The 24,809-nt window shown below is 39.3% G+C and carries 23 protein-coding genes; 1 reads left to right on the top strand and 22 read right to left on the bottom strand.

What is annotated here, in order from left to right; all coding sequences use genetic code 11:
- Positions 1-119: 119 nt before the first annotated feature.
- The 10 genes from PaeCFBP13512_RS09975 to PaeCFBP13512_RS09930 all read right to left on the bottom strand — a co-directional run bounded on the left by PaeCFBP13512_RS09975 (position 120) and on the right by PaeCFBP13512_RS09930 (position 11,376).
- The gene (locus tag PaeCFBP13512_RS09975; RefSeq protein WP_137222795.1) at positions 120-569 is read right to left on the bottom strand and encodes a GNAT family N-acetyltransferase; all 450 of its coding nucleotides are present in this window, start codon (positions 567-569) and stop codon (positions 120-122) included.
- A gap of 302 nt (positions 570-871) precedes the next feature.
- Entirely contained in the window at positions 872-3,280 is a 2,409-nt protein-coding gene (locus tag PaeCFBP13512_RS09970; protein WP_137222793.1) for a GH36-type glycosyl hydrolase domain-containing protein, read from the bottom strand.
- Positions 3,281-3,391: 111 nt separating this feature from the next.
- Positions 3,392-4,216, bottom strand: coding sequence for a carbohydrate ABC transporter permease (locus PaeCFBP13512_RS09965; protein ID WP_069325867.1), 825 nt, complete (start codon positions 4,214-4,216; stop codon positions 3,392-3,394).
- Between the two features lie 51 nt (positions 4,217-4,267).
- Complete coding sequence (locus PaeCFBP13512_RS09960; RefSeq protein ID WP_069325866.1) at positions 4,268-5,173, bottom strand: carbohydrate ABC transporter permease; 906 nt, start codon at positions 5,171-5,173, stop codon at positions 4,268-4,270.
- Between the two features lie 145 nt (positions 5,174-5,318).
- Positions 5,319-6,581 (bottom strand): sugar ABC transporter substrate-binding protein, encoded by a 1,263-nt coding sequence (locus tag PaeCFBP13512_RS09955; RefSeq protein WP_069325865.1) that lies wholly within the window; start codon positions 6,579-6,581, stop codon positions 5,319-5,321.
- Positions 6,582-6,692: 111 nt separating this feature from the next.
- Positions 6,693-7,952: a sugar ABC transporter substrate-binding protein gene (locus tag PaeCFBP13512_RS09950; RefSeq protein ID WP_069325864.1), complete on the bottom strand. Its 1,260-nt coding sequence runs from the start codon at positions 7,950-7,952 to the stop codon at positions 6,693-6,695.
- A 69-nt stretch (positions 7,953-8,021) separates the two neighbouring features.
- Positions 8,022-9,017: a LacI family DNA-binding transcriptional regulator gene (locus PaeCFBP13512_RS09945; RefSeq protein WP_069325863.1), complete on the bottom strand. Its 996-nt coding sequence runs from the start codon at positions 9,015-9,017 to the stop codon at positions 8,022-8,024.
- A 332-nt stretch (positions 9,018-9,349) separates the two neighbouring features.
- Complete coding sequence (locus PaeCFBP13512_RS09940; protein ID WP_069325862.1) at positions 9,350-9,652, bottom strand: hypothetical protein; 303 nt, start codon at positions 9,650-9,652, stop codon at positions 9,350-9,352.
- A gap of 132 nt (positions 9,653-9,784) precedes the next feature.
- Complete coding sequence (locus PaeCFBP13512_RS09935; RefSeq protein ID WP_371748214.1) at positions 9,785-10,060, bottom strand: hypothetical protein; 276 nt, start codon at positions 10,058-10,060, stop codon at positions 9,785-9,787.
- Between the two features lie 236 nt (positions 10,061-10,296).
- A complete protein-coding gene (locus tag PaeCFBP13512_RS09930; protein WP_137222791.1) occupies positions 10,297-11,376 on the bottom strand; it encodes a lactonase family protein in 1,080 nt (359 codons plus the stop codon).
- Positions 11,377-11,581: 205 nt separating this feature from the next.
- Here PaeCFBP13512_RS09930 and PaeCFBP13512_RS09925 point away from each other — a divergent pair, with 205 nt between their 5' ends.
- Complete coding sequence (locus PaeCFBP13512_RS09925; RefSeq protein WP_069325859.1) at positions 11,582-12,262, top strand: S-layer homology domain-containing protein; 681 nt, start codon at positions 11,582-11,584, stop codon at positions 12,260-12,262.
- Between the two features lie 119 nt (positions 12,263-12,381).
- Here PaeCFBP13512_RS09925 and PaeCFBP13512_RS09920 read toward each other — a convergent pair whose 3' ends face one another.
- From PaeCFBP13512_RS09920 to PaeCFBP13512_RS09865, 12 genes are all read right to left on the bottom strand, one after another.
- Complete coding sequence (locus PaeCFBP13512_RS09920; RefSeq protein ID WP_241669339.1) at positions 12,382-12,939, bottom strand: GNAT family N-acetyltransferase; 558 nt, start codon at positions 12,937-12,939, stop codon at positions 12,382-12,384.
- A gap of 226 nt (positions 12,940-13,165) precedes the next feature.
- The gene (locus PaeCFBP13512_RS09915) at positions 13,166-14,881 is read right to left on the bottom strand and encodes an ABC transporter ATP-binding protein (protein ID WP_137222787.1); all 1,716 of its coding nucleotides are present in this window, start codon (positions 14,879-14,881) and stop codon (positions 13,166-13,168) included.
- Positions 14,882-15,202: 321 nt separating this feature from the next.
- Complete coding sequence (locus tag PaeCFBP13512_RS09910; RefSeq protein WP_069325856.1) at positions 15,203-15,916, bottom strand: GntR family transcriptional regulator; 714 nt, start codon at positions 15,914-15,916, stop codon at positions 15,203-15,205.
- Positions 15,917-15,969: 53 nt separating this feature from the next.
- Positions 15,970-17,055 (bottom strand): CehA/McbA family metallohydrolase, encoded by a 1,086-nt coding sequence (locus PaeCFBP13512_RS09905; protein WP_137222785.1) that lies wholly within the window; start codon positions 17,053-17,055, stop codon positions 15,970-15,972.
- A 4-nt stretch (positions 17,056-17,059) separates the two neighbouring features.
- Positions 17,060-17,506, bottom strand: coding sequence for a hypothetical protein (locus PaeCFBP13512_RS09900; protein ID WP_069325854.1), 447 nt, complete (start codon positions 17,504-17,506; stop codon positions 17,060-17,062).
- 62 nt (positions 17,507-17,568) lie between these two features.
- Positions 17,569-18,921 carry a hypothetical protein gene (locus PaeCFBP13512_RS09895; RefSeq protein WP_137222783.1) on the bottom strand — a complete coding sequence of 451 codons (1,353 nt, stop codon included), beginning with the start codon at positions 18,919-18,921 and terminating at the stop codon, positions 17,569-17,571.
- Between the two features lie 5 nt (positions 18,922-18,926).
- On the bottom strand, positions 18,927-19,760 hold the full coding sequence (locus PaeCFBP13512_RS09890; RefSeq protein WP_069325934.1) for an ABC transporter permease: 834 nt from the start codon (positions 19,758-19,760) through the stop codon (positions 18,927-18,929).
- A 2-nt stretch (positions 19,761-19,762) separates the two neighbouring features.
- A complete protein-coding gene (locus PaeCFBP13512_RS09885) occupies positions 19,763-20,920 on the bottom strand; it encodes an extracellular solute-binding protein (RefSeq protein ID WP_069325852.1) in 1,158 nt (385 codons plus the stop codon).
- Positions 20,921-20,959: 39 nt separating this feature from the next.
- Entirely contained in the window at positions 20,960-22,042 is a 1,083-nt protein-coding gene (locus PaeCFBP13512_RS09880; protein ID WP_137222781.1) for an ABC transporter ATP-binding protein, read from the bottom strand.
- 50 nt (positions 22,043-22,092) lie between these two features.
- Complete coding sequence (locus tag PaeCFBP13512_RS09875) at positions 22,093-22,917, bottom strand: ABC transporter permease (RefSeq protein WP_069325850.1); 825 nt, start codon at positions 22,915-22,917, stop codon at positions 22,093-22,095.
- Between the two features lie 374 nt (positions 22,918-23,291).
- The gene (locus tag PaeCFBP13512_RS09870) at positions 23,292-23,975 is read right to left on the bottom strand and encodes an HAD family hydrolase (protein WP_137222779.1); all 684 of its coding nucleotides are present in this window, start codon (positions 23,973-23,975) and stop codon (positions 23,292-23,294) included.
- A 198-nt stretch (positions 23,976-24,173) separates the two neighbouring features.
- Positions 24,174-24,689: a DUF3939 domain-containing protein gene (locus PaeCFBP13512_RS09865; protein ID WP_137222777.1), complete on the bottom strand. Its 516-nt coding sequence runs from the start codon at positions 24,687-24,689 to the stop codon at positions 24,174-24,176.
- Positions 24,690-24,809 lie beyond the last annotated feature (120 nt).

Here is a 24,809-nt window from a genome sequence, read left to right as displayed (position 1 = left end):
TTACTATTTTTACCCAAATCTTCCTGAGATTGATTTCGTAGCAAAAAGGACATGCAAAAAAGTGTCACCACTACTTCACACATCCTCCTTTTTTTGTTCACTTTTGAGATCATTTGCGATTACGATGTTGTGATACGCATCATATCGATATGAGGAATATCGTCTTCTAGATACATTTCTGAGATCGGTTCAAATCCATAACTGCTATAAAATTTCTCTAAGTAATGCTGAGCTTGAATTTTAATTTTGTCTTCTTTCAATTCATGCTGAATAAATTCGATACTTTTACGGAATAGCTCTTGCGCTAATCCTTTTCCACGATATTCACGCTTTACAATCACTCGACCGATCGAAGCTTCTGGATAGGCTACACCGGAAGGAAGAAGTCTTGAATACGCAACAATCTGACCCTCTTCTTCTTTGTAAAGATGATAGCTGGCGATATCTTTACCATCTACTTCTTGATAAGGGCAGTTCTGTTCAACCACAAAAATAGCTGTTCGTTCTTGCAAAATGCGATACATTTCTAAAGATGTTAATTCATCAAACGTTTTGATATGCCAACTCATCGTATCTCTCCTCTTACATTCACTTCTTCATGTTTACATTGGATGAATGAAATTTGATAGGGTTATTTGTAATTCACTTTAACATTTCAGATCATTATTCGTAAAATATTTTGTGCATCTTTTATGCATCTATAATTTATTTTCAAAAAACGAGATTGCTGATATAGAGAAAAGCTCTGTCTGTCCGAATATACGACTTCAGATCAAGTCAGTATCACGAACAGACAGAGCTATTTATAATTTGTTTATGATTTCATGCTTACATATGCTTTGATCTATTCAGACAAGATCGATAGAACATATTAACCCATAATCACTTTAACTTCGTGTTCTTTACCATCACGGAAATCTGGCAAGATATTGCCTTCGATTACTTTACCGTCGACTTTGATTTCTTTAATACCACGAGCTACCCCTGCTGCATTATCTACATGCAGATTATACGTAGCTCCACGGAAAGCACGACGATACGTGAACTCTTTCCAGTCTTTCGGAATACTTGGATCTACCAATAGACCTTCATTCTCAGCACGTACGCCTAGAATCCAGTTCGTTGCCATACGTTGTAACCACTGCGAAGAACCGGTATACCATGTCCAGCCTCCACGACCATAGTTAGGTGAGATTGGACCATCCGAGTTACCTGGTGTTACATACGGCTCGCCTACATAACCATTAGGATCATCAGAACGGTTAGGTGGACAGATTTTGCTATACGCTTCATACGCTTTCTCTGGTTGACCAATCAGTGTATACGCCCATACTGCCCAAGTAGCTGCATGCGTATAGACACCTCCGTTTTCACGTAAGCCTGGAGCATAGCGAGTAATATAACCGATATCACGACGAACTTTAGTATAAGCAGGGTACAATAGCAAAGCACCATGATCACGTAGTAAATGTTTACTTACGCTATCCATTGCTTGTTGTCCACGCTCTTGATCAGCTACGCCAGAGATAACAGCCCACATCTGTGGATTCAAGAAGATTTGACCTTCTTCATTTTCTTTCGATCCTACTTTTAAACCATCATCGTTGGTCGCTTGTAGATACCACTCGCCATCCCAACCATATTTGTTCAATGCTGCTTTTAAGCTACCTTGTACTTCAACCATTTTATCTGCAAAGACTTGATCGCCACGTTTGGCTGATACTGGTGCAAAGTTACCTAGGATAAGGTATAAGAACTCACCTACCCAGAAGCTTTCACCTCTCCACTCATAACCAATCGCACTTAGACCATCATTCCAGTCATGTTCACCCATTAACGGAACACCACGCGGGCTAAAGCGTAAGAATGTTTTCTCAATCGCTAATTTACAATGCTCATATACTGTTGCTTCTCCACCATCAAGGAAAGGAGTAACTTCATCTAAGATATCGTAGTCCTGTGTTTCTTTCAGATACGCATCCATGATGAACGGAAGCCATAACAAGTCATCTGAACAACGTGTACGAGGACCGCCGCCACGAATCGTGAACCACCAGTGAAGTACATCACCTTCTTGGAATTGTTGAGAAGCATGCATAAGAATTTGTTTACGCATCAGTTCTGGCTTGCTTGTTAAGAAAATCTGAGAATCTTGCAATTGGTCACGGTAACCATATCCTGCACTTGTTTGATAATAGGCTGTTTTACCCCATAGACGACAAGAGATAGATTGATACTTCAACCATACATTAGTCATAATATTCATCGCTGGATCAGGAGTGTGAATTTCTTCAACATCAATGAGTTCACTCCAGAATGCATGTACATCTTGAAGTGTACGTTCTGCTGCTTCTACGGTTGTATATTTTTGGATCAATGCATCTGCATCTTCTTTTTCTTGCTCTGCTGCACCAATTGTAAATACAACGGTATGTGAAGCGCCTGCTTCTAAGTTAATCGCTACACGTAAAGAAGCTGTAGCATCACCAAAGCGTCCACTGTTACCTGCTAATTCTTTATCAATCATTGCTTGTGGACGAGATTCTTCTCCATACATACCTACAAATGATTCTTTGTCTGCATCAAAAGAAGAAGGGGTTTCACTTGCTGCATGGAACGCTGTATAAGGCCAGCTTACATTGTTACTGCGTCCTTTTTCATCCGGGAAGCTCCATAAGTATTTTTCAAGCTGAATCGCGTTCAGGTCTTGTTTATATTCAGAGTTCATAAAGATTTTGTGGAATTCACGATGCTCATCTGGCGCAAAACCTGGAGCCCATTCAAAATAAGTTGTTGCATCCAGTTCACGCGCTGTTGTGCTGTTATTAGTTACTTTGAGCTGCATAATTTCAAGTGGTGCATCAGGAGCTACAAATACGGTTAACTCACTGCGAATGCCATCCACTTGTTGTGTAAATACGCTATAACCAATACCATGACGTACTTCGTAGAATTCATATTCTGCCATAACGGGTTTCCAGCCTGCTGACCAGAACTTACCTGAGTTACGATCACGTAGATAAATAAATTTACCCCATGAATCTTTAATAACATCTTGGAAAAGACGAGTGATTCGGTTCTGCCCTGCATTACCACGCCATGAGCAACCGCCACCTGCTTGCGATACCATAAAGGAGTAATCGCCATTACTAATAATATTGCTCCACGGACGTGGTGTACGTGGATTGGTAATTACATATTCACGACCATTTTCTGTAAAATAACCATATTCATTTTGGAAAAGTCCTGTTTGTTGTGTTTGATTTTTTATTGTTGACATTCAATATCCCTCCAAAAAGTAAACTTGTATTCTTCTATCCAAAATACGTTCTCGTAGAACGAATTGTCTCTTGTGCTGCTACAGCATTGTAATTATGATTCAGGTATGAAATTACTTCATACCTGAAATGGTGTATCCTTCGATAATATGACGCTGCATAAAGATAAACAGAATAACGATCGGTACAACCATGAATGAAGCACCTGCCATCTGAATAGCAAAGTCACCACCATATTGACCTTTCAATAATGATAATCCAACTGATAATGTGTATAGATTTTCATCATTAGCAATAATCAACGGCCACAAGAAACTGTTCCATCCGCCGATAAAGGTTAAGATCCCTTGTACTGCAAAGATTGGCTTCGCAATCGGAATTACCAATTGGAAGAATGTACGTAATTCACTGGCTCCATCCAATCGTGCTGCTTCGATCAAGTCAGCCGGAATGGTTGTCATAAATTGACGGAATAAGAAAATACCAAACGCATTAACCATACCTGGCAAAACAATACCTGCCATTGTATTCGTTAGGTTCATCTGATTCAGCAATAGATAGACTGGAATCATTGTAACTTGAGAAGGAATCATCATTGTTCCTAATACAAGATAGTAGAGAACATTACGACCCGGGAATTCGAACTTAGCAAATGCATACCCTGCTGCCGCATTTAAAAATAAACCAATAAAGGAGAAAAATACGATAACTAATGTGTTCCACAAATAGGTCGCAAATCTCATCTCTGTAAATAGACGTACATAGTTCTCAAGCGTAGCTTGTTGTGGCCAGAACTTCGGTGTTAAGGCTACAACTTCACTTTCTGGTTTGAAGGATGCAAGAATCATCCATACAAAAGGGATACACATCGCTATACTCCCAAGAAGTAGTAGCGTAATCACTATCGTTTTGTAGACCGGTTTGACTTGAATATCCATTTTGGAACCTCCCTTCATACTTTGTTCTGTTTATTAAGCTGACTACAGAACTTAGTATTCTACATCGCTGTCTTTTTTACGTACTTTGAACTGGATCATTGTTACAAGAATAATGATTGCAAATAGAACAATAGAACCTGCTGCTGCATAACCAAAGTTATTGCGTTGGAACCCTGTGTTGTAGATAAATAATGCCATAGACATCGTGCTGTTAATTGGACCACCTTTGGTCATAACAAGCGGCTCTTCAAAAAATTGAATCCAGCCGATTAGTGTTGTAATCGATACGAAAAAAGTAGCAAAGCTAAGCAAAGGAACCGTAATCTTAGTCAACTGTTCCCAACGGCTTGCTCCATCAATCTGAGCAGCTTCATAGTACGTACGCGGAATTCCTTGTAACGCTGCTAAGAAAATGATCATATTCAGACCGATCGCTTTCCACACTGCCATAATAATCAGTGAGAACTTAGCAATAACAGGATCTTGTAACCAACTGACAGGATCGATCCCGATAAAGCCTAACATCTGATTAATGAGACCATATTGAGAGTTATACAAATATCCCCAGATTACAGCTACAGCTACGATATTTGTAATTGAAGGCATGTAGTAAATCACTCGGAAAGATTTGAAAAGCCAACTGGTACCCTGATTAATCAAAATCGCAATGGCCATCGAAATAAGAACAACTGAAGGAACACCAACGACTACAAAAATAAGAGTATTGAACATCGACTTCTGGAATGTTGCATCCGAGAACAATCGAACAAAGTTATCAAATCCATTAAATTTGATATTCGAGAAGTCAGCCAATCCCGATAAGTTCATGTTTGTAAAACTGATGAAAATAGCGATAAAGATAGGAATAAATGAAAACAAAAACAAAATAATTAGCGTGGGTGCAATAAACAAATACGGATATTTATATTTGTTTAATTTTTGCAAAGCGTTTTGCATATTGGATTCCCTCCTTCACAGAAGTTTTGACGTTCTGGTGTACTATCGATCTCATCCAGATTCACCGTAGATCATTTCATCTAAGCTGGAATCGGATGAGAACAATAGCTAATGTAGATATTTTAAATATAGTTTTGGCAAGTGCTTATTCAGCGAGTAGACTATCTGCCCCTGTATTCACTTCTTCCATCTGCTCTTTGATATCTGCTCCACCAATCGTAATTTGTTGTAGAGCAGCTTTGATCAGATCACCGATCGATTCCCATGATTTCACAAATGGAGATGGGCGTGCTGTATCGAGTTGGTCACGGAATGTTTGAACAATAGGTTTATTGTTAAAGACTTCGTTATCCCAAGCTTTCATGTTGGCAGGTAGATCCTGATCATGTTTATACTTAGCAACTTGTGTTTCAGGATCACTCATGAAAGCAATAAATTTAGCAGCATCATCTTTGTTGGCTGCACTGCTGAATACACTCCAGTTAGATCCACCTAAAATAGAAGCGCTTTTGCCACCTTCTTCTTTTGGAGGAATTACAGCTGTTGCCCATTGATCTGATTTCAGATCAGGTAGATCTGTTTTGATCTGATTCGCAGACCACGGACCACTCACGAACATTGGAATTAAGCCTTGACCAAATGAAGGCAATAATTTGATATCGCTCTCGTTAGGTGTTAATCCTTCTTTAAAGAAGCTAGTCAAATACTCAATCGTTTCGATATAAGCAGGTTGATTGAACTGTGCTTTGTTATCACTACTGATGACTTCACTGCCATTTTCCCAAGCATAAGGCAAGGTGAATGCTGCATCCTGAGTATCTAACAAAATACCGTATCTCCCTTTGCTTTTATCTGTTAATTTGGTCGCTGCATCTTTTAGTTCAGCCCAACTCTTCGGAGCTTCGTTATAACCTACTTGTTTCAACAAATCTGTACGATAGAACAGTACGCGAGTCTCCAAGTACCATGGAATACCGACTAACTGATCGTTAACCGTCATGGTTTCTTGAGCACCTTTGAAAAAGTTCTCTGGTTTGAGATTAGGAAATTCTTCTGTGTATGGAGTCAGATCAAGCAATGCTCCGGCTTCAGCAAATTCTGGAATCCATGTGGTACCCATTTGGATAACATCCGGTCCTTTTTTGGAAGCGACCGCAGTTAGCAATTTATCATGAGCGTTATCCCATGGAATAAACTGAGTTTCTACTTTAATGTCTGGATATTTTTTTTCAAAAGCAGGGATCAGTGTCGAAATGGCATTATCTTCTCCACCCATTCCCCATACTTTCAATACACGTTTACCATCTGAAGTTGTGGTCACGCCTGCTTCTTCTTTATTTCCACAAGCAGCTAATACTAATGAACTGATCAGTAACAATACCAACATTGATTTCCACATTTTAAACATTCATTTCACCCCGTTTATTTAGTAAAGGCATATGAATCTTTGGCAAAGGATACTACTCAAACTTATCAAGATTGTGTTGGGCAGCACCTCTGCCCTGTGGATATCATGAGATTAGTTGGCCAATAAATCATCAGCCTGGCTGTTCACCTGATCCATTTGTTCTTGAACGTCAGCGCCACCGATTGTAATTTCTTGCATCGCTGCTTTGATTAGATCAGCAATACTTTCCCAAGGTTTTACGAATGGAGCTGGACGTGCTGTATCCATTTGTGTACGGAACGTTTGAATATCTTTGTTAGAAGCAAGTGATTTGTCTTCCCATGCTTTGGTTGTAGAAGGTAAATCTTTGGTCAATTCATACCATTTCACTTGTACAGATGGTTCATTCATGTACGAAATAAATTTAGCTCCATCGTCTTTATTTGCTGCACTGCTGAATACCGATAGACTAGATCCACCTAAGATAGAAGCACTTTTACCGTTTTCATCTTTAGCTGGAATCGTAACCGTACCCCATTGATCGTCTTTTAGATCAGGCAATTCATCTTTGATCTGTTGTACAGACCATGGTCCACTGATAAACATAGGGATAATACCTTCACCAAATGATGGTAGAAGTTTCAAATCGACTTGAGAAGGTGCTAGTTTTTCAGTAAAGAAGCTACTCAAGTATTTAACAGCCTCTACATATTGCGGTTGATTAAATTGAGCTTTGTTGTCACTACTAATCACTTCACTACCATTTTCCCAAGCAAACGGAAGTGTAAATACTTGATCCTGGCTATCTAGCAAAATACCATAGTTACCATTGCCTCTAGCTGCCAATTTGGTTGCTGCATCTTTCAATTCAGCCCACGTTTTTGGTGGTTCGTTATAACCAACTTGTTTTAGCAAGTCTGCACGGTAGAACAATACGCGAGTATCGATATACCATGGAATACCAACCAATTGATCGTTGTAGGTCATTGTTTGTTGAGCACCTTTGAAGAAGTTATCTACTTTCAGATTTGGATATTTCTCTGTGTAAGAAGATAAATCTAGCAATGCTCCAGCATCTGCAAATTCAGGAATCCAACCCAGTCCCATTTGTACAACATCAGGACCTTTTTTGGAAGCGACCGCAGTTAGCAATTTGTCATGGGCATTATCCCAAGGAATCGCTTGCACTTCGACTTTGATATCCGGGTTAGCTTTTTCAAAATCAGGTACGATCTTAGCAAGTGCTGTTCCCTCTGCACCCATCCCCCATACTTTCAATACACGTTTGCCATCTGCTGTTGTTGCCGCTGCTTCTTCTTTGTTGCCACATGCTGACAAGATCAGAGAAAAGATCAACATACAAGCTACAACGGTTTTCCATGTTTTTGTCATTCAATTCACCTCTTTATTATTATAGAAAATGCTTACAATCCATCTTGCTTGTGATGAATCAGATGTAACTTATAAAGGAGCTCGTACAGTCCCCCGGGAAACTAACTCAGTATCCAGTTTGTATTGCGGACTTACAGTCTCTCCTTTTAAAATCTGAAAAATCAGATGTACAGCTAATGCCCCTACTTCATAATCTGGCTGTCTTACTGTAGTCAAAGACGGTGTCAAAAATCGGGCTTGGACAATATCATCAAAACCGATAACCGATATATCATCAGGAACAACAATTCCAGCTTCATTCAAAGCCGTAATGCCTCCTAATGCCATCTCATCATTTGCAAAAAATACAGCCTCTGGAATTTCTCCTTGCGCAATCATTAACTTGACTGCACGATAACCGCCTTCTTCTGTGAAATTGCCGATCAGATTCCAGCGTGGTTCAATCGTTAAGCCATGCTTATTCATCGCTTGTACAAAGCCGTTATAGCGGTCTTTGTTGTGCTTACTGCTTGCCGGACCGGATACATAAGCAATTTTGCGATGTCCTGCTTCGATCAGATGCTCAGTAGCTAAAATGCCACCTTTTTCATTATCTGCTTCAACATAACAAACACTTTCATGCTCTAACCTTCGATCTAACATAACAATCGGGAATCCTTCACGAGCCGATTCCAAAATCGTACGATCTGGAATATTGTGAGCAAGGATAATCGCTCCATCTACTCTTTTCTCTTTGATAAACTTCACAGCTGTTGATGATTCTCCACCAATTGAGCTACAAGCAATCAAGTCATATCCATTGTTCAGGCTCACTTCTTGCACGCCTTTGATCAATCTAGAGTAATATGGACCGGATAGATCGCTTAACAGTAGAGCAATCGTATTCGTTTTGGAACGCTTAAGATCAGAAGCAATCCCATTCTTCTGATAATTCAACTGTTTAGCAGCAACAATCACTTTATCGCGTGTTTTAGGACTAACTCTTCCGATTCCATTTAGCGCATAGGACGCAGTCGATACTGCGACACCCGCTAAAGCGGCTACATCCTTGATCGTTGCTCCCATTGACTTCCCCCCTGGTGTTAATTTGCTAATCGAAACGTTTCGATAAAATCATAAAAAAAATGATTTACCCTTTTCTATCAACACTTAAATGTAGATATAAAAAATGGGTTTTTATGGATTTTCAGCTAAAATAGCTAATTTTATGCGCTTTATTCACTAATTTATAGTGTATTCTGCATAAAATGAATAATGTATTGTTTTATACCATTTTGTCGAAACGTTTCTACACGCTTATTATATATCTGCTTGTAACCGATTTCAATACCTTTTAAAATTTTTTTGTTATTTTGTCGAATGTAGTGTTGTGAATCGCGGGTTATACAAGATGTAGGTTAACGAATTCTAAAGCGATCGATATGATCTTGAAGTCCTTCTTCTCTCAAAATACGTAATTGCTCTACTCCAAACAAATCAAAATGAGGATAACGATCACGAAAATGGATATACCGGGGGTTTAACTGATGGTCTTTGCACCATTTTTGCAATTTCTCAATATCAGCACAACCGACTTTGGTTACTGTACGCATATTGGGGAATCGATTATCGATCCAATAGTGAGTCAAAAAAGCAATTTGTCCATTACTTACCTGTTGTTTCCAATCATTTAGCTGGGATCGATCTATACCAAATGCCATCCTCTTCACCTTTCCTCAGTACAATCTCTCTATTTATGTGTTACAACATCTGTGTAGCAAAAAAGATCAACCCTATAACTAGCAGCTGATCAATTGCTTTATTTAGAAGATCGTGTATTTATTAAAGTAGATTTACTTATTGTTCTCTTTTTCTTTTTGTTGTTCTTCTAAACGTTTAGCCATACCTTCTGGATAAGCATTTTCACTCGAAGACGAAGATTTCGTCGCATCTTTATCTTTTTCTTCTTTTTTCTCCATATTTAAATCTTCCATAGGCATAGGATCTACATTCTGTTCCGACTCAAAACGGTCAAACAAACTTTCGTTTTCAGTAGGATAATGTTCTGGATGATCACGCTTGCCTTGTTGTTCTTCAATTTTATCGTTTTTTCTTGGCTCAGTCATCATTGATCTCTCCTTTGGCTATATCTGAATCGTCTATAGTATAGAAAGAATAGCAGTTACTGTACTTTACCTCTATACGCAAAATTGAAACATTTCACTGACTATTCTCGCCAAAAGAAGATATGATTCATAACAAAAAATCGTGTCTACCTAGAATGCTCTCCAGCAACTAGAAGACACGATTTTCTGATCGATATTATGATGTAAATAGAATTCTATTTAATCAAGATGCAATGCAATTACATGTATACAGACCATACACATACAGGTTTAGAAACTTCTATACTTTTACCTGTGTATGTTAATTTACCACTTTCAGCATCTACTGCAAATGTAACGATATTATTACCATCACGATTAGCCGCTAATACATAGTTACCATTAGGTGTTAAAGAGAAGTGTCTTGGATGACCGCCTTCAGTCGATACATGTTGTACTAACGTAAGCTCTCCTGTCGCCTGATTAACTTCATATTGAACAATACTGTCATGTCCACGATTTGATCCATAGACAAAGCGACCATCTTTGGAAATCGTAATCTCAGCACAACCATTTTCACCATCATAATCTGCTGGTAATGTAGAAATACTATGAATTTCGCTTAATGTACCGTTACTTCCATCATACTGATAAGCTGTAACCGTTGAATTAAGTTCATTAATCACAAACGCATATTTTCCGTTCGGATGGAAAACAAGATGGCGAGGCCCTGCACCAGGTGCAGTCACTTGCTCTGCTACACGCTCTAACTTACCTTCTTCTTCATTTAGTGCATAAGTATAAATGCGGTCTAAGCCCAAGTCCTGAACCAATAGGTATTTTCCTGTAGGATCGTAGAATGAAGAATGTGGATGTGGACGATCTTGATTCGGATGTACGCTATGTCCTTCATGTTGTTGTACATCTAACGATTCACCAATCTGACCATCTTCACGAATTGCAAATAATCCTACCATTCCTCCATGATAACTGGTTACGCTCAAATACTTACTATCTGCTGAGCGCTGAATATGGCATGTAGGTGCACCTACAGTATTTAGACGATTTAATAAATGAAGACTTCCTTTTGCTGGATCAATCGCAAACGAAGAAGCTTCACCAATTTTAGTGCCATCAGAATAAGCAGCTTCACCGATAGCATATAATCGACCTGCGGTAGCATCGACATTTACAAATGTAGGATTTTTGAGTCCCATAAAAGCATCAGTCTGAGTCAATTCACCGGTTGCTTCGTCCAAACTATATACATATAACCCGTTATCTGTTGATTCTGCATAAGAGCCTGCAAATACAAGCAAGCGTTCATTTTGGTTGTTCATGTGTGATTCCTCCACTCTATTTATATGTTATTTATGACGGATGAACAAAAGTTCCTCTATATAAGGTAACGCCTTCTGCACAAAAAATCAAAGTTCGTGATCGGAATCATCATATAGATTTATATTCAACTGTCAGTTACACTAAATATAATCCAACTTTTGTAAAGTCTAAGCATTCCAATCTATCTAAGTAGGGGTGAGTTCAATGATAGTTCGTAAATGGTTAGTAGGGCTTGCAGGTGTTTTATTATTTGCTTCAGGTAGCCAAGCTTTTGCCGCTTTCGATGATCTGGATAACACATTAGACAAAAAGAAGATTGAATATTTGGATGAGTATCATATTTTGACAGGCATGACTGATACGAAATATGCACCAGAACGTGCATTAAATACCGCACAAGGTGTAAGCGCACTTGTTAAAGGGCTTGATCTTAATCTCGATAATATGCGATTTATCAAAAAGCCGGAAGCTAGTGATTACTATACACGTATCAGTAATGAGGCATGGTATAGCAATGATATGATTGTCGCTTATCTGAATGGACTCGATATTCCGGCAGATGTAGATGTAACTGCTGCGATGACGCGTGGTCAATTTGCTACCTTGCTCTGGCAAGCGGTAGAACAAGTCGATCCTGATATTAATGAATCGGGTGGTAACAATATTGCTTCGGCGACTGCCAACGAAGAAATAGCAGACGACAATTCGTTAACTGCGATGGATCAGCAAATGCTACAACAAGTTATTCACAGAGAAATTGCTACACTTGATTCCAAAAACAAATTTTATCCCGATGAACCTATTACCCGTGCCGAAGCCGCAGTTATGTTGTACAATGCGATTGAACTCACAGGCAAGCTGGGCAATGTAGGGACAATAGAATAATATAGCAAGATTATATGATCGAATAAGAATATTTTTATACGTTTCAATTAGCTAACTAGTTAAATCAAACTCCTTTGCTATTGAGCTTAGAAGTGCTCATTGTCAAAGGAGTTTTTGTTTCATTTGTAATTAAGATTCAGACGTTGCCAATCTTCTATCGTGATCGCATACAAAGCATGATCTTCCCAGTTGCCATTAATATGTAAGTAACGCTCAGCTAGTCCTTCACGGCGAAATCCTGACTTTTCCAAAACACGTAATGACGGCGTATTCCATGGCATTACACCTGCTTGTAACCGATGAAGTTGTCCTTCGGTAAAAGCGAACTGTAGACACTGTTGAACAGCCATCGAAGCATACCCTTTGCCATGATGATCTTGATCTACAAAATAACCGATATTTCCATTTTGAAAAGGGCCACGAGCAATTCCACTAATCTCGATTCGTCCTACCAATTGATCATGAAGAGATTGAAATATACCAAATACATATCCTTGACCTGCTTCAAAATTCAGTTCCCCGTTGATTAGCATTTCTTGCTGAACTTCAAGTGTCCAATACGATTCCGGACGAATAGGCTCATATGTTTTTAAATAATCTCGATTGCGATGACGTAACTGCAATAATGAATCAGCATGCGTCAGTGTAAGTGGCTTTAAATAAATTTCTGATTGCATAAAATATTCCTCCTCCTTTGTTGTATGTATCATAAAACAATTCTTATTTCTGTTCTACGTAAACCATCAGTTATTTATTAGAGTCGTCTATTGTAGCCGCTGTGGATTGCGTTCAACAAACCCATCAAAAACCAGTATCGATCTCAAGAACAATCTGTTCTGAAGAAAGACACTGGCTTGAGGATTGTATAGACTGAGCTACATCATAGTTTTACTTCACTACCTTTTACGTACCAAATTGAGCGGCATGCAGACGACTGTATGCTCCACCCGCTTGAATCAGTTCATCATGAGCACCTTGTTCGGCGATACCTTCTTTGGTCACCACAATAATACGATCTGCATTTTTGATCGTTGCTAGACGATGGGCGATAATCAAAGTCGTTCTACCTTGCGACAATTCATTGAGCGATTGCTGAATTGCGGCTTCTGTCTCGGTATCCAATGCAGATGTCGCTTCATCTAGAATCAAAATCGGTGGATTTTTGAGGAACATGCGAGCAATCGATAGACGTTGTTTTTGACCACCAGATAGCTTCACACCACGTTCGCCTATAATCGTATCCATTCCTTCTTCATAGGAAGTAATCACTTCTTCAAGCTGTGCTTGACGTGCGGCTGTCCATATTTCTTCTTCAGTCGCTCCAAGTTTGCCATAAGCGATATTTTCACGAATAGTACCATCAAATAAAAATACTTCTTGTTGTACTACACCAATCTGTGAACGTAACGATGATAAGGTCATCTGACGAATATCGATACCATCAATTGTCACTTCACCTTCGCCAATATCATAAAATCGTGGTAATAAGCTACAAATCGTTGTTTTCCCTGCACCTGAAGGACCTACAAGAGCAACTGTCTCTCCTTCACGAATCTGAAGATCGATTCCTTTCAAAATATAATCTTTACCTTCATATCCAAAGGATACATTGTTGTAGGTGATATTGCCTTTCAGCCCACTCACTTCTTTGGCATCAGGTAGATCATGAATTTCTGTATCGGTATTTAGCAATTCTTCAAAACGACGGAATCCAGCTATTCCTTTAGGATACGTCTCAATCACTGAATTCAATTGCTTGATCGGCGCTAGAAATACATTCGACAATAGAACAAATGCAATAAAATCACCGTAACTCATGCCTTTTTCAATGACAAACCATGTTCCACAAACAAGCACAAAGATCGATACAAATTTCATCAAAATATAACTAATCGACGAGTTCCATGCCATAATCCGATAAGCGACAAGCTTGGTACGACGAAAACGTCCATTATTGATTGCAAATTGACTAATCTCATGATCTTCATTAGCAAAAGCTTGGACTACACGCATACCTGTTACGTTATTTTCAACACGGGCATTAAAATCAGCTATATCTCCAAACATACGCCGGAAAGCAACTGACATTTTGCGTCCAAAAAAGAGCGATAAATAAATCATCAAAGGCACTACTACAAACGTTAAAATCGCCAGATCCATATTAATACTAGCCATCAAAGCAAATGCACCAACAAGTGTCATCACAGCGATAAACAAATCTTCTGGCCCATGATGAGCAATTTCTCCAATATCCATCAGATCATTGGTCATACGTGATACCAGATGCCCTGTCTTCGCATTATCGAAAAAGCGAAATGGTAACCGCTGTACATGATCAAACAGCTTTTTACGCATATCGGTCTCAATATTAATACCTAGTTTGTGGCCCCAATAGGTAACCACGTAATTCAGAAACGAACTGACTACGAATATGCCTAACAATCCAATACATGCCCACAAAATCACACGCCATTCCCCGCCTGGAAGCAAATCGTCAATCACTCGATTTACAGCCAGTGGGAAGGCTAGCTCCAAAATAGCTGCAATAATAGCACAACCAAAATCGATAATAAATAGTCCTCTATATGGACGATAATAAGAAAAAAAACGTTTTAACATTACTGTCTCCTTTTCTGTTCCTCATTGATGTGTAGTTCGTTATGGTTGTATAGACTTCAAAATGTATGTATACCTTCATCAATACAGGTATATAATGCGTACGGACTTAGACGATTTCTTACTAAACGCAATAAAATACTTGTATGTTGATAGCGTTGGACTAGAGTTCTCCTTTCTTTATTATATAGGTATGATATCTACAAAATATATGTAAAATATCTACAAAAAATAACCATCTTAGTAGTGTAAAACTACATCTAGATGGTTATTATAGCATTCTTTTTCGCAATTGATAATGATTATCAATTAATTTTTAAATTGTTATCGTGTTCGTCTTATCCAAAATGTAAAAATATCGCTACGCACATAATCATACGAATATAATATTTTGCGATTCATTTCATCATAATGAGTCTGCTTTAACAATAAAACAGAGGATTGTGGGTGCACAAGTAATTTACGACTATGAGGATCGGTAGCCAGTGGAACCGTTAATTCAGAATCGGCGCCTACAATCTCTATGCCTACCTGTTGTTCTAAATGTTGAAATAAAGAACCTGTAAATACACTTTCATCAAATGTATTACCGACCAGTTGAACAGGCATATAATTGATCGAATGTGCAACAATTTCTCCATTAGCCATTCGTGAACGTTCTAAAACAATCATCGGTTCATCCACAGACAACTCCATACGTTCGGCTACTTCAGGAGGACACTTTTCTAATATAATATAAGCTAATCGTTGATCTTCGATAAGCCCTGCTGAACGAATCATATCCCCTATACTATATAATCGATCCAGTGAACTTGGGATATGTTGAAGGGCCTGAGTTAGAAATGTTCCACTGCCGTGTTTGACAACTAATTTCCCTTCATCTTGAAGCTTACGTATAGCTCCACGAACGGTCGTACGGCAGACTTTAAATTGAGTCGCCAGCTTGGATTCAGAGGGTAGTTTGTCTCCAGCATGAACATTATGTTCTGTTATCCATTGCTCGATACGGGATTTGATCGTTTCCTGCTTGGCAGACATCCTGTACAATTCATCCTTTCTATACGTATAATCACATGCAATAAGTTATATATTTAAGATGAATGTGTAATATAAATCGCATTCGTGAACGCAATCATGCTATACATGTCGGCAAAATACCCATACAACTCTACACGTACCCAGCTTAATGCCTCTGCTTGTACCAATTCACAATCATAGACTTCTGTCTGTACAGGAATCTGTTGTTCGAACAATATTCCTTGATTACTGTTCACCACTAAACGTAACGATTGATCCACTAACAGATAATGTTTTTGACGACAGATTGTATCTAATGCTATTTCTAACTTTAAGATTTGATCTTGTGGACAATCGATTTCTTGCCCGATGCTATATCGTTTCGCATGATTATCATGGATAGGATTAACTACATGAGCTGTAAATGTAAGTAGTGGCCCCATCGTAATCGTGACTGCTCCCTGACGCATAGCTGTAAGAACCGAATTATCTTTAGGCTCCAACTCTACATGATCGGTAAACGGTGTATCGGAAGTCTGTACGATATCTAATGAATACCACAACTGATCTTCATCTTCGGTGCCCAAATACGTAATAGCCGCAGGTGCATCATGATCTTCTGTTCGATGCCAATCCCGCCCGCTAGTCGCTGTAATACGATGCCCTTCATTAAGTAAAAATGTCCACCAAGCATATGCACGCTGACTATCCTTTTTTATAGCAGGCATTAAGGTAGACCAGACTTCAATATAATCGACTTTTTCCCAGTCATAGATAGGATATTCCCAGTAACAACCCGTACAGATAGGACTACCGATACGAAATGGGTGAGCAATCCCCACAAGTCCACCTTGTGCATGTACTTCATCTATCCCTTGTTCAATATCATAGATACCATAACTACGCCAATCTACATAATCGTGTATACCGAGTGTAAGCATATGCCCATAAAAAGTCGTCCATTCCATCCCGGGCACGATATGAATACCTGTCTCTGCTTGTACACGTTGACGATCTTGTAGCCCTGATTGTGTATTGTGATCGGTTAATGCAATGCAATCAATGCCTAGAGCTAGCGCCGATTGAACCAGTTGATCTAATGTATGTTGTCCATCACTATGCAGTGTATGGGTATGTAATTCAGAAGGTATCCATTTCATCTTGTTAGTTCCCCCATACTTCAAGCTGATAATCACATTCAGGTGTAACAACAGAATGAATACTTAACGTTACTTTCCATTGCCCTACTGGATTGAATCCTTTCCAGAATCCAGGAGAAGCATGATCTGCTGATAAAAAGTGTGTCTGTTGCGGATCTTGCCGATGAGCTTGACCGCGATGTGTCTGCGGATCATCAATAGAAAGAGTAATCAGATTGTGTAAAGGCGCATACTTCTGCCAGTCTTGCACTTGTGGGTCGTTATAGCCATATTTCAACATGGCAGATTCAATCATTTCTTTGGCCTGATGGGTATCTGTTAATGTTTTGGGTGTATAGTTGAACTCGATCCGAATCATTGAGGATTGTTCTAGTATTGGAAAAGTATACGTAATATGAGTCTGTGTAGCGGATGAATCAATACGACCGGACACATTCAACCATTTCTCCATGTACAAATATCCCCTTTCCTATTCGCTGATCTGTCTGGGTCGCTATGTTATCGCATTTATCTCTATATAAGTGCCATACAACTCCATAATGTCTGTGTAGGTGCATCTGAAGTGAGTTCGACCTGTGTAGAAGCTTGAATCCCTTTAGTCGGTACATATTCATGATCAAGCATAAAGGCATAGATCCCTTTCACCCCTATACGATTAACCCCTTCTGGTAAAAGAGTGACTCGAATCTCAGCAATCTGATCTACGTATATACCAGAACGCAACTTAATGGTCGTCGAAAAATGTAAATCAGGGCCTTGATAAGCAGCACGAAAATCAGCTACTCGTAAATCGCCAAAGCTAGAAGAAAACCATTCATCTTGTCCCTGCAAACGTACTTGATAATCAAGACAAGTCTGCTGTACGTCTGCTCGTGAATTATAGACATCTAAAGCAAACTTGGAACTTTGGATAAACAAATATTGACGCTGATCGCCAAGTTTCCATGAAGAAGCATCGTGATTACGTTCTACAATATACTGACGATTCATTTCCCAATTGGTGACCTGATACGTAAATGGATAATCACTCATAATCTGCTCACGAGGTTCTTGCTCAGGATACCAGCGATACGATGGTGGCAAAATCAACCGATAATCAGAACGAACTTCATCCACAAAATTTCCGTTGGCTGTTGCTGCTTGCAAAATAGGTAGACCTCCACAATCGGTATTTCCTTGAAAAGCAGTTGTGACGTGATTAGGGCCTTGATAAGTCGCTGTAAGAAGATGACCTGCAAGATCAAGTTCCACCCGATACATCCATTCAATATCTGTTGTTCTCCCCCACTTACTCATCAATAAACCTGACGGTGTGCCTTCATCTTCATGACTAAAAACCATATGATATTCAATAATGGTTCGACTTTCCTTCTGTTGCATCCAGTACATCAGTAGCAGTGGTGTATCTGTAAATGTGCTTTCATAATCATGAGACAAATTACGTCCGTACAGAATCGGAGTATGCTGATAAACGAGCGCTGATGAAGAGGCAGGACTGATCCAGTGAAATTCACACTGCTCCAAATAAACAAGATTCACTTTGGAAGGTGATTCTTGCTCACGAAACTCTAATTCGATCTCATACGTACCTGCTTCTAATTGCCCAATCAGGCGAGTATATACAAAAGACTCTTTGCCATAAAACAAAATCAAATCTTGATTATACTGTTGATTCACATATATACGAACCATTGCAGATTCATGATTCTTCTGTTGCCAGTGACTATTACTCATTGCTTTCAAATGAAGTTCTACGAATCCTTTGGCAGTCACTTCGCATTGCATATAACAACGTTGTGAACGTTCTAATGATGTATTCAGTTGTATAGTACTGATAACGGTAGAGTGGCTTTGAGTATGATTCATCACGATTATCCCTCTTTCCCCATCGTTCGAATATAGAAATACCCCATGACAGAGCATAGTAAGAACATCAACACAGCCATAGCACTTGCTGTATGTGTCTCCTGATAATTAGAAAAGACTTGTTGCATGGCTACACCTAATACTTGAGGTGAATTAGCTCCGATTAGAAAAGGAGCAGTAAAGCTTCCGATCACACCCATAAAAATAAACGTGATAGCTACCCACATCGTTTTGTATGAAAGGGGTAATACAAAGCGGAAAAATAATTGCCCTATATTCGCTCCAGCATCACGTGCGCTTTCAATTACCGAGTTAGGGACTGCCGCCAGAGCAGAACTAAGCAACATCGTAGCAAATGGAATATTGAACCACAGATTGGCAAGCACTAAACCGTTATAATCATAGATAATTTTGGGAAAAGTATCGATTCCGATCAACAACAGTAGGCGTGACAACCAACCATGATTACCATACATCGTGATCAGACCGTAAGTCGCAATAACACCGGGTACGAACATCGGAATAAAGTACAATCGGTTAATCCATTTCACAACCCAACCATGACCAAAACGTAAATAGACAGCTAAAGAGTAACTAATCACTAACGATAATAAAGTAGACACAATCGTTACATTTAGGGTATATATAATATTTTTACGCATCGTCGGTTCAGTGAATAAACGAATATAATTGGCTAATCCGAATCCACTACCATTTTCATCAATCAGACTTTCTCGAATAGCATATACAATAGGCACAATCACGACAAAAAACAAAATAAGAAAGGAAGGGATAACTAGAGCAAGCCCTAGTATCCCTTTTTTTACACTAGCATTCATCATCATTGACCAGCGACATCTGTCTGCCAGCGTTTGTAAATCTCTTGTTGAAGATCTCCACCGTTAAATTGACGGTATGAAGCGGAGACACTTGCAAATTTATCTTGTAATTCTTTAGACATCAGATCCCATTTGATTCCCGGGTATCCATACATTTTGTTCACCACAATCGTTTGTGCTTCTGGTGTCAGGACATAATCAAGCAGTTTTTGAGCAGCTTCTTTTTTGGTCGACATTTCGGGAACCATTAAGTAAGAAGGACCACCTGTAAAAGCAGGGCTAATCTGCGTCAGCTTAGTCGTGTCAGGTAGTAATTGCTTGCTAGTCTGTTCAAGCGCCATATCTGACCATGCAGGAACCATATCAACTTCACCGTTAGCGAGTAAATCTAGAGTGCCTTGATTCTTTTTCGGATAGACTCCTTGTTGATACATAGAAGGCCCTAGTTCTTTCAATAAGTTAAATCCTTGATCCCATTTCTGTGCAATGGCAGGATCACTACTGTTCATATCTTCAGCAGGCAAAAAGTTATAGATGGCTGTAGTTACAAATGAACTACCTGCTCCACCTGTAGATGGATCGTTATAGGCAAATTTACCAGGATGTTGACGAATCCAATCGTATAGCTCGTCTGCTGTTTTGGGAGGATTAGGTACATTTTGACTGTTATACGCCAGTACGACAGAAGAAGCACGGTAAGGCACAGCCATATCATCTACTTGTTTGAGTACACTGGCATCAATATTGTTGAGATTAGGCACACCTGTTGTATCCAGTTTTGCCCAGATTCCATTTTTGTTGCCTTTTGAGATATCATCCAAGCTACCTTCATACAAATCGACATCGACATTAGCTTGTCCACTTTGCTTGGCAGCTAACAATCGATCCAGTGCTGATTGTCCACCTGTACCTGAAGGAAGATAGACCAATTTTACTTTGATCGTTGGATTGGCTTGTTCAAAGGCTGGAATCAACGTTTCCCATAACTCTTTTACATTGAGAGAACCACCGGTATACAATGAAATTTCTGTCGATGGTGTAGAAGAATTACTGCTTGCACTTGCTGCTTCTGTAGCTGATTTGCCACCGCATCCTGCCAAACCCATTGCTAGACATAATCCAAGAATCAATAGCATACTCATTTTAGCTTTGTTAAACACAAGAACATCCTCCTTTAAAATAACTGCTTTTAAAATGATTTAAGCGTGAGCTTCTTGTCTTGGTGCTACTTCGGATACACTGATGGCTGGAAAAACATTCATTTTATGAAACATCAGTGAGATGGATTGACCTGGATGTAAGGTAGCTGCTTGTTCGCGAGGCACAAATACTTTTAACGTTTCTTCTTCATAATTGACTGATATTTCTGCATAATGACCGAGTACCATCACCTGACGAATCTGACCTTCTAAGCCCCCTGCTTGCGCTGACAGATAAATGTCTTCTGGACGGACAGCAACGATACAATCTCCAATCGGTAATGCTACATTGGGATTCGGTACACGTAATTCACCGACTGTAATATGCTGTCCATCACTCACCCCCTTCAATACATTGATACGACCGATAAAGCTAGCTACAAATAACGATTGCGGAGCATCATAGATCTCTTGTGGTGTGGATAACTGCTCAATCTGCCCGCCATGCATGACTACAATTCGATCTGAGATCGACAAGGCTTCTTCCTGATCATGCGTGACAAATACCATCGTCATCTCTGTTAATGTCTGGATATCCCGCAATTCTTCGCGCATCTCCATCCGTAGCTTGGCATCCAATGCTGAAAAGGGCTCGTCTAGCAATAACACATCGGGCTTTAACAATAAAGCTCTAGCCAAAGCGACTCGTTGCTGTTGTCCACCAGATAATTGGGTAGGGTTTTTGCTTGCTGCGCTACTGAGTTGTACCAATTCCAACGCCGCTGTCACTTCACGTTCGATATCGGGCTTTTTATATTTGCGAATTTTGAGACCAAATGCTAGATTTTCATACACCGTCATATGCGGCCATAAGTTATAGCTTTGGAATACCATCGCTGTCGGTCTTTTTTCAGGAGGCAAATTCAATACACTATTTCCACGAATCAAAATATCTCCATGATCCGGTTCTAAAAATCCGCCGATCGAACGCAAAACAGTTGTTTTACCGCATCCGGAAGGGCCGAGTAATGTCACCATTTCGCCTTTGGCGATATCTAACGAAATATTTCTCACACCATCGCCTGTTTTGAATACTTTGCTCAAATTCCGAATCGATAATTGCGACTCTACTGTTGTATTCATAGCTCCTCCTGCTCTCTAGTCTTATTTCATCTAGAACATGTATCAAATGATTATTTCACTTGAAATCCACCGGATAACACATCAGCACTTACAAACTTACGTGCCGCCACTAGCAAGATCACTGTAGGTAATGTCAGAATGACTGAAAACACAGCACCTGTTGTATTGGGATAATCTGCAATAATCGAATACATAATAATCGGCATTGTTTTAAAATCAGGAATCCCGACTAGCAGTGTTCCTTGCGCTTCATCCAGGGAAGCAAGAAAAGTGAAAATGGAAGCGACCATAATACCCGGGAAAGCCATCGGAAACGTAATTTTCCAAAATACTCGAAGTGGTCCTGCTCCAACATCACGTGCTGATTCTTCTTGCGCTTGATGTACACTGCGAAAAGCAGAAGCCGGAATCCATGTCATATACATCAATGTGTTGACCATATGAATGAGCACAATCCCAACAAAGGTGTTCATTAGCCCGAATTTGTAAAATAGAACTGCAATCGATACGTAAAGCCCCATTTTGGGAAACGCATGTGTCAGTAAAAAAGAAAACAAAAACCATTTACTCAGCGGAAATGAAATACGAGCAAATGCATACGCCGCAGGCACACATACAATGATCGAACATACCGTAACGACAGTAGCGATCAAAAAGGACAGAGAGATCGACTGCAATACATCATCTTGACTCAAAACAAATTGCCACCATTGCAATGACCAGCTTTGCGGTAAAGCCGCAGGATACTGCCATTTTCCAGATACCGCTAGAATCAATAGATTGAGCAGCGGCCCTAGAAAGAAAACAACGAACACAATCAACAGTAAAAACTCTACCACTTTGCGTTTACCTAACGCCTGTACATACCACTTCATAATTCATTCCTTTCTCCACCCGATCTGCACATATGTAATCTGTCAAAACGATCATGACTATAAGCGTTAGTACTCCAAGTTGTTTAGACGTCTACATCACTAACACTTCTGAGTATAAGAACCTTTTATCTTCGCAAAATATGTCGAAATATAGGTTTTGGTAAAGGTTGAAAATAATCTGTTTATAAATTTAATATGTAACGAACAAAATAGGATGGGCTTTTACTTTGCAGGTTCACAGTTTATATAGTAGGTAAATTCAAAGTAGATGCTTATGTATGTAAATCTCATTTAAATCTGTAGACATGCTAAAAAGACCTTATAAATAAGGTCTTAGTTATTTTTAAATTAAATTCTTTATAAGTATCTCAACACTACTTCTTAACTCCCTGCCAAATCTCTTCCAACTCATTCAACTCATTGATTACATACCACGGTGCTATCCCTAAATTCTGATCCCACTCAAAACTTCGTCGCAGGAAAATGCCTCTCATCCCTGATTGAGAAGCTCCCCAGATATCATTCGTAGGATGATCGCCTACAAATACCGTTTCTTCCCCCATCGTGCCTAACTTTTCCAGTATCATCTCGTAAATTTTCGGATCTGGCTTTTGGATCCCTGCTTCACCTGAAGTCAGGATCACATCGAAATAAGATTCCAATTCCAAGTGTTCTACTTTGCCGTATTGTATTTCATGGTGTCCATTGGTTAATATGCCTAATTTGTATCCTTGAGCCTGACATGCGTGGATCGCTTCAAGGGCATGATTCATAAGACGGGCTTCTTTCATATAATGTTCTTTATAGTACGCAAATAATTGATCTGCATTCGGTCTTTCTAACCAGGGCAAACGCTCAACTAATTCTTCAAAAAAACCTTGTTTTTCCCGGTAGCCGTCTGCATCAGTAATCCGCATATACCCTACAATATCTCTGGCTTTCTGTTCATCGACATGACCCAAGTAATCTGCAACGAATTTTTGTGAAAAAGCTCGAAACGTATGATCTCGATCCATTAATGTATTGTCCAAATCAAAAATAACTGCACTAATCTTCATGATCTCTCTCACTCCTATATGTAATCTCTATACATCATTTACTAAAAGTATAGCAGATTGTGTCAGTGCTTGAACTGTACCTTAAGCAAATGCAACAAAAAACCCGCTTAGATATCAGCGGGTTTTTATCAATATACAGTGTGCAGAGAATCTACTCTCTTTGATCTGTGAATGTTCCTAGTTAAACTTCATTATAAATTACAACAATACGTAAGAACGATCTTCCTGTGCTTTGACATCTGGTAACGCTACAGGCTGACGATGGGTTACCATCATTTCTTGATCGGTCATATACAATTTGAACTCAGGAAGCTCATGCAAATAATGCTGTTGATACAACATTCGAGAATCCACTTCAAAATACACGGAGTCTTCTACAATCGGTAATTTCCCAGTTTCATTCATATAATCATCTACAGCAAGCTGTACACGATCCAAATGATACGGAATAGACTTGTCTTCTTCTGCAAAAATCTCAAAAGTCTCTCGGGATAAATAGAACTTCTGATCACTCACTCCACCTAAATAACGAGCGATACGTGGCAAGTCCAAGCTGCTATCTTCTTTCATTAGTACGGTACGATTAATCCCATTACCCATTTCACGTTCAAATTGCAATACTGCACAGCGCAATTCGTCTAGTGTTACATGAACCGACGGGAACTTGTTGACGTCTTCTTTGTCTTTTCTTTTAAATAATCCAAGTACAGACATATCGGTCTCTCCTCCCTCATTCTGGGATAACTAAGCGATCGAGTGCGAAAACGTTTTCAGATACCTCTAAAGAAAGTTGCTAACTTTTTTGTGCTTACTATCATTGTACCTCATTTAACA

This window comes from Paenibacillus sp. CFBP13512 (assembly GCF_005233705.1).
In the GTDB taxonomy this organism is placed as follows: domain Bacteria; phylum Bacillota; class Bacilli; order Paenibacillales; family Paenibacillaceae; genus Saccharibacillus; species Saccharibacillus nuruki.
This window is presented reverse-complemented; position numbering and strand designations above follow the sequence as displayed.